5 protein-coding genes, 3 tRNA genes and 1 pseudogene are annotated in these 5,771 nt (G+C 71.4%); 1 reads left to right on the plus strand and 8 read right to left on the minus strand.

Annotated elements, in window-relative coordinates; genetic code table 11:
- The 4 genes and pseudogenes from JNW87_RS33635 to leuC all read right to left on the minus strand — a co-directional run.
- Positions 1-218, minus strand: a pseudogene (locus tag JNW87_RS33635) (endonuclease); the annotation flags it as partial.
- 143 nt (positions 219-361) lie between these two features.
- Positions 362-1,012, minus strand: coding sequence for an HU family DNA-binding protein (locus JNW87_RS33640; RefSeq protein ID WP_238455070.1), 651 nt, complete (start codon positions 1,010-1,012; stop codon positions 362-364).
- Positions 1,013-1,184: 172 nt separating this feature from the next.
- The gene (leuD, locus tag JNW87_RS33645; protein ID WP_109804398.1) at positions 1,185-1,772 is read right to left on the minus strand and encodes a 3-isopropylmalate dehydratase small subunit; all 588 of its coding nucleotides are present in this window, start codon (positions 1,770-1,772) and stop codon (positions 1,185-1,187) included.
- A gap of 17 nt (positions 1,773-1,789) precedes the next feature.
- Positions 1,790-3,232 (minus strand): 3-isopropylmalate dehydratase large subunit, encoded by a 1,443-nt coding sequence (leuC, locus tag JNW87_RS33650; RefSeq protein ID WP_238455071.1) that lies wholly within the window; start codon positions 3,230-3,232, stop codon positions 1,790-1,792.
- Between the two features lie 49 nt (positions 3,233-3,281).
- Here leuC and JNW87_RS33655 point away from each other — a divergent pair, with 49 nt between their 5' ends.
- Positions 3,282-3,968 (plus strand): IclR family transcriptional regulator, encoded by a 687-nt coding sequence (locus JNW87_RS33655; RefSeq protein ID WP_013284529.1) that lies wholly within the window; start codon positions 3,282-3,284, stop codon positions 3,966-3,968.
- 47 nt (positions 3,969-4,015) lie between these two features.
- Here the strand turns inward: JNW87_RS33655 and JNW87_RS33660 are convergent.
- From JNW87_RS33660 to JNW87_RS33675, 4 genes are all read right to left on the minus strand, one after another.
- Positions 4,016-4,091, minus strand: a tRNA-Glu gene (locus JNW87_RS33660).
- 190 nt (positions 4,092-4,281) lie between these two features.
- Positions 4,282-4,354: transfer RNA gene (locus tag JNW87_RS33665), tRNA-Glu, on the minus strand.
- Positions 4,355-4,491: 137 nt separating this feature from the next.
- A tRNA-Gln gene (locus tag JNW87_RS33670) sits at positions 4,492-4,563 on the minus strand.
- A gap of 107 nt (positions 4,564-4,670) precedes the next feature.
- The gene (locus JNW87_RS33675) at positions 4,671-5,474 is read right to left on the minus strand and encodes a fumarylacetoacetate hydrolase family protein (RefSeq protein ID WP_238455072.1); all 804 of its coding nucleotides are present in this window, start codon (positions 5,472-5,474) and stop codon (positions 4,671-4,673) included.
- Positions 5,475-5,771 lie beyond the last annotated feature (297 nt).

Consider the following 5,771-nt stretch of genomic DNA (forward strand, 5'->3'; position numbering starts at 1 on the left):
ACGAGGCCGACCGGGCGGGCGCCGAGCCGGCGTACCAGGGCGGGCGCGGCGAGGGCGAGGAGGAACCAGGAGACGGCGAAGGCCCCGAGCAGTTCGGCGGGGGTGGCGGCGGCCTGCCCGAAGATGGTGATGATCGACGGCAGCCAGACCCGCAGCACGTCCAGCAGGAGCATCACGCCGAGGGCGAGCATGGCGGTGGTGAGGTGGCGGTGGCGCACCGGCGCCTCTCTTCGTGACCGACGGGGTGTTCGGCACGGCGATTGTCCGCGCGGCCCGGGTCGCCGGTCAACGGCGGCGACGCTGTGGTCGTACGCGAAAAGGGCGCCCACCACGACGGTGGGCACCCTTTTCGTCGAGCCGGTCAGCGCCGGGGGCTCGCCTTCTTGGCCGGCGCCCTCTTCACCGGCGCCTTCTTGGCCGCCGTGGTCTTGGCGGCGGCGGTCTTCTTCGCCGGCGCGGTCTTCTTGGCCGCGGTGGTCTTCTTCGCCGGCGCGGTCTTCTTCGCCGCCGTGGCCCTGGTCGCCGCGGCGGTCTTCTTCGCCGGGGCGGCCTTCTTGGTCGCCGCGGTGGTCTTGGCGGCCTTCGCCGCGGTGGTCTTCTTGGCGGCGCCGGCCGCGGTGGTCTTCTTGGCCGCGGCAGCCTTGGCCCCGGCCGCCTTGGCCCCGGCCGCCTTCGCGCCGGTGGTCTTCGCGGCGGCCGCGGCGGTCTTCTTGGCGGCGGCCGTGGCCTTCGGCACCTTGCCGCTGGCCACCATCTCCTTGAAACCGGCGCCCGGGCGGAAGGTCGGGACAGAGGTCTTCTTGACCTTCACCGCCTCGCCGGTCCGCGGGTTGCGCGCTGTTCGGGCGCCCCGGATGCGCTTTTCGAATGCTCCGAATCCGGTGATCGCCACCTTCTCGCCCTTGGTGACCGCCGCCTGGACCTCAGTGAGGACCGCGTCGAGCGCGGCCGTCGCCATCTTCCGGTCCCCCAGGCGAACGGCGAGCGCCTCGATGAGCTCGGCCTTGTTCACGACTTCCTCCCGATTGTGCTACTGACTCGACGCGAGCCATTCTGCGCGCACCGTATGCCCTGTGCTGCCGGGACACAAACATTCGGTGGAAAAAAGCCCTTGTGTCGTAACGGATTCGCCCCCACCGGCCGGGCCGGTGGGGGCGAAAACCGCTGTGCGATCGGGCGTACGGCTATGCGACCGACGGCAGGAACGACGGCCGGGACGCCTCGAAGGCACTGATCTCGGTGGCATGCCGGAGGGTGAGTCCAATGTCATCCAAGCCCTCCATCAGCCGCCAGCGGCTGTGGTCGTCCAGCGGGAACGCCCAGGTGGCGTCCCCGGCCCGGACCTGGCGGGCGGTGAGGTCGACGGTCACCGGGGTGGTCGGGTCGGATTCCACCAGACGCCACAGCTCCTCGACGGCTTTCAATTCCAGCTCCACCGGAAGGAGACCTTCCTTGAGCGCGTTGCCGCGGAAGATGTCACCGAAGCGGGGAGAGATCACGGCGCGGAAGCCCCAGTCCCGCAAGGCCCAGACGGCGTGCTCCCGGGAGGAGCCGGTACCGAACTCCGGGCCGGCGATGAGAATCGACGCGCCGGAATGGGCGGGATCGTTGAGAACGAATGCCGGATCCTCCCGCCAGGCGCTGAAGAGCCCGTCCGCGAAACCGGTCCGGGTCACCCGCTTGAGGTACACGGCGGGGATGATCTGGTCGGTGTCCACGTTGGAACGGCGCAGCGGCACGGCGGTGCCGGTGTGGGTGGTGAACTTGTCCATCGCGAGCAGCTGCCCTTCTACAGGTCGGCGGGGGCGGCCAGCCGGCCGGCCACGGCGGTGGCGGCGGCGACCGGCGGGGACACCAGGTGGGTACGCCCGCCCCGGCCCTGGCGGCCCTCGAAGTTGCGGTTGGAGGTGGAGGCCGAGCGCTGGCCCGGCGACAGGGTGTCCGGGTTCATCCCGAGGCACATGGAGCAGCCGGCGAACCTCCACTCGGCGCCGGCGTCGGTGAAGACCTTGTCCAGCCCCTCCGCCTCGGCCGCCTCCCGCACCGCGGCCGAGCCGGGAACCACCAGCATCCGTACGCTGTCGGCGACCCGGTGCCCGCGCAGCACGTCGGCGGCGGCGCGCAGGTCCTCCAGCCGGCCGTTGGTGCAGGAGCCCACGAAGACCACGTCCACCGCCAGGTCACGCAGCCGGGTGCCCGGCTTGAGGTCCATGTACTCCAGCGCCCGGCGGGCCGCGGCCTGCTCGGACTCGGATACGAACTCCTCCGGGTCCGGCACCGCCGAGCCGAGCGGTGCGCCCTGGCCGGGGTTGGTGCCCCAGGTGACGAACGGGGTGATCCGGCTGGCGTCCAGGGTCACCTCGGCGTCGAAGGTCGCCCCCTCGTCGGTGGGCAGCGTCCGCCAGTGGTCGACCGCCGCGTCCCAGTCCGCGCCCTGCGGCGCGTTGGGCCGCCCTTTCAGGTACGCGAAGGTGGTCTCGTCCGGCGCGATCATGCCGGCCTTGGCGCCCCACTCGATGGACATGTTGGCGATCGTCATCCGCCCCTCCATGGAGAGGTTCCGGATCGCCTCGCCCCGGTACTCGACGATGTGGCCGCGCCCGCCGCCGGTGCCGACCTGGGCGATCAGCGCGAGCACCAGGTCCTTGGCGGTGACGCCCGGGCCGAGTTCGCCGGTGACGGTGACCGCCATGGTCTTCGGCCGGGCCTGCGGCAGCGTCTGGGTGGCCAGCACGTGCTCCACCTCACTGGTGCCGATGCCGAAGGCGAGCGCGCCGAACGCGCCGTGGGTGGCGGTGTGCGAGTCGCCACAGACGATCGTCATGCCGGGCTGGGTGAGGCCGAGCTGCGGGCCGATGACGTGCACGATGCCCTGGTTCTCGTCGCCCAGCGGGTGCAACCGTACGCCGAACTCGGCGCAGTTGCGGCGCAGCGTCTCGATCTGGGTGCGGGAGGTGGGGTCCGCGATGGTGAGCAGGTCGCCGCGCCGGGAGCGGAACGCCGGGTCGGCGTACCCGGTCGGGGTGTTGTGGTCCTCGGTCGCGATCGTCAGGTCGGTACGGCGGACCCGGCGGCCGGCCAGGCGCAGCCCGTCGAAGGCCTGCGGACTGGTGACCTCGTGCAGCAGGTGCAGGTCGATGAAAAGCAGGTCCGGCTCGCCCTCGACGGATCGCACCACGTGCGCGTCCCAGACCTTCTCGGCCAGGGTCCTCGGTTGAGTGACTCCCACCATCTGGACATCCTAAATTCTGGGAGGTAAGTTTCGGCTTGTGGGACACAGTATGAGCGGTGTCGGCGTTCTCGACAAGGCGGTGGTCATCCTGGCCGCCTGTGTCGACGGCGCCAGCCTGGCCGAACTCGTTGAACGCACCAAGCTGCCCCGGGCCACCGCGCACCGGCTGGCACAGGCGCTGGAGATCCACCGGATGCTGGTCCGGGACACCCAGGGGCGCTGGCGCCCGGGTCCCCGGCTCGGCGAGCTGGCCAACGCCGCGCCGGACGTGCTGCTGACCGCGGCGGAGCCGCTGCTCGCCGCGCTGCGCGACGCCACCGGTGAGAGCGCGCAGCTCTACCTGCGCCGGGCCGACGAGCGGATCTGCGTGGCCGCCGCCGAGCGGGCCAGCGGCCTGCGGGACACCGTGCCGGTGGGCTCGGTGCTGCCGATGACGGCGGGCTCGGCGGCGCAGATCCTGCTCGCCTGGGAGCCGCCGGAGGCGGTGATGCCGCTGCTGCCCCGGTCGAAGTTCACCGGCCGCACCCTGGCCGAGGTACGCCGCCGCGGCTGGGCACAGAGCGTCGCCGAGCGCGAGGCGGGTGTGGCGAGCGTCTCGGCCCCGATCCGCGACCGCACCGGCCGGGTCATCGCCGCGATCAGCATCTCCGGCCCCATCGAGCGCCTCGGCCGCCGCCCCGGCGAACGCCACGCCATGGCCGTGGTCAGAGCCGGCCAACGCCTCTCCGGCCTCTGAGTCTGCCCAGACGGCGAACGCCCGCCTCGCGAGACGGGCCGTTCGAGTGGTAGCCCCGACCGGATTCGAACCGGCGCTACCGCCTTGAGAGGGCGGCGTCCTGGGCCGCTAGACGACGGGGCCAGGCACTTTTCCTGCTTCACCGCCCTGCCGAGCGGTGCGGCAGTAGTCTAGCGGCACCGGCTCCCGGCGCCGAAGACGGGGTCGCGCCGCCGGCCACGAAACGACCGGACGCGCCAGCCTTGGCTTGCCCGGCAGCCGGTTCCGGACACGAAGAAGCCCGCCCCACTGGGTGGGACGGCTGTCAGCGCTGTAGCCCCGACCGGATTCGAACCGGCGCTACCGCCTTGAGAGGGCGGCGTCCTGGGCCGCTAGACGACGGGGCCAGAACTTCCTGCTTCCCCACTCTGGTGGTGAGGAAGCTGCACTCTACCAGAGCTCGCCGACCGCCCCTCGCGAAAAGGGACGGAGCACAACTCCGCCAGAATCCAGCGACCGGGATTCTCGCGAACCCACGGCTGCGCTGGGGTACCAGGACTCGAACCTAGACTAACTGAACCAGAATCAGTCGGGCTGCCAATTACCCCATACCCCATTGGCCCCTTGCGGCGCCGGGAGTGAACTTTACCCTCCCGGTGCCGACAGGCCAAATCCAACCCCCCGGAACCGCCTGCGACCTGCGAAAACGAGGCGTCGGACGGATCAGGCGACCGGCACCACCGGGTTGGTGAGCTCGCCGATCCCGTCGATCCGCACGGTGACCGTATCCCCCTCGGTGAGCGGGCTAACCCCCGCCGGGGTGCCGGTCAGCACCACGTCGCCGGGAAGCAGCGTCATCACGTGCGAGATGTACGACACCAGGGCCGGCACGTCGAACACCATGTCCTTGGTCCGGCCGAGCTGGCGTACCTCCATCTCGTCGGGGTTGCGGCCCACCTCACACCGGATCTCCAGGTCGGAGACGTCCAGCCCGGTGGTGATCCACGGACCGATCGGGCAGAACGAGTCGAAGCCCTTGGCCCGCGTCCACTGCCCGTCGGAGCGCTGGAGGTCCCGGGCGGTGACGTCGTTGGCGCAGGTGTAGCCGAAGATCGCCCGCTCGGCGGCGGCCCGGTCGGCCCGGCGCGCGCCGGGGGCGCCGATCACCACGGCCAGCTCCGCCTCGTGCTCGACCTGCTTGGAGAAGATCGGCAGCCGGATCGCGTCGCGCGGCCCGATCACCGAGGTGGACGGCTTCAAAAAGAGCAGCGGCTCCTTGGGCACGTCGCTGCCGTGCTCGGCGGCGTGCTCGGCGTAGTTGCGACCCACACAGACCACCTTGCTGGGCAGGATCGGCGAGAGCAGTCGGACGTCGGAGAGCGCCCACCGGGCGCCGGAGAACTTGACCTGGCCGAACGGGTGGCCCTCGATCTCGGCGATGGTCAGGCCCTGCGGCCCGGCCTCCGGCTCGCCCTCGACGACCCCGAACGACATTCCCTTGGCATGAGCAAAACGAGCGATACGCACCCGGCCAATCTATCCCCGACACCGGGCGTGGCACGCCGCGTGCGACCACCGGCACGTCACCGGGCCGTCCGGCGGCCGGACGGGGCAGGGTACGCGGTCGGCCGGCCGGCGGGGCGGGAATGCCGACTTCGTACCCGCCCGGCCGTCGCCGCCCCATAGCTTCGGGTCCGGAGGTGCGTTCGTATGCCTGCATCGAGACGATGAAAACATTCCACCGGCGAGGCGGTCTGCGTACCGTCATGGCAGTCGGCCTCAGTGCGGCGGTCCTCGCGCTGGCCGCGTGTGGCGGCGGGAGCG

This window comes from Micromonospora sp. ATA51, assembly GCF_016802855.1.
Lineage (GTDB): Bacteria > Actinomycetota > Actinomycetes > Mycobacteriales > Micromonosporaceae > Micromonospora > Micromonospora sicca.

What these genes read in the sequence shown, in the direction of transcription:
- leuC (WP_238455071.1), bottom strand. Translation starts at nt 3,232, where the DNA reads ATGGTGGGAGTCACTCAACCGAGGACCCTGGCCGAGAAGGTCTGGGAC.
- JNW87_RS33655 (WP_013284529.1), top strand. Translation starts at nt 3,282, where the DNA reads ATGAGCGGTGTCGGCGTTCTCGACAAGGCGGTGGTCATCCTGGCCGCC.
- leuD (WP_109804398.1), bottom strand. Translation starts at nt 1,772, where the DNA reads ATGGACAAGTTCACCACCCACACCGGCACCGCCGTGCCGCTGCGCCGT.